Genomic DNA, 518 nt, shown 5'->3' with positions numbered 1-518 from the left:
GCCCAATGTTTGCCTTGTGGCACCTCGGGCAGTGTGAAGCTCACAACGTCATGGTGCGCGTTGACGATGATCAGGAGCGAATGATCGATACCTTCCCGGCGAATGCCGCTTGTCTGAGTACGACCATCGAGCAGGATGCCCATGCAGCGATTACTGCCGTCCTGCCATTGCTCGATACCCATGTCTTCACCGCTTGGCTGGATCCAGCTAACATCTTTGACGCCTAAGCCTTCGTCGTACTCTCCGGTGAAAAAGCGGTTGCGACGAAGCAGAGGGTAGCGATTGCGCAGTTCAATCAGGTACCTGACAAAATCTTGAAGCTCGCTACTTTTTTCACTCACATTCCAATCGACCCAGCCGATCTCACTGTCCTGGCAATAGGCATTGTTGCTACCACCTTGGGTGCGAGCAAATTCGTCGCCAGCCAAGAGCATAGGTGTGCCTTGGGCAAGGAATAGCGTGGCAAGAAGATTGCGCATCTGGCGGTAACGCAGTTCGATGATGGCAGGGTCTTCGGT

Annotated in this window: 1 pseudogene; it reads right to left on the bottom strand. The window is 54.1% G+C overall.

Annotated elements, in window-relative coordinates:
* A pseudogene (locus AC1DRJ_RS32200) lies at positions 1 to 518 on the bottom strand (glycogen debranching protein GlgX); the annotation flags it as partial.

This window comes from Pseudomonas sp. P5_B2 (assembly GCF_056400445.1).
This window is presented reverse-complemented; position numbering and strand designations above follow the sequence as displayed.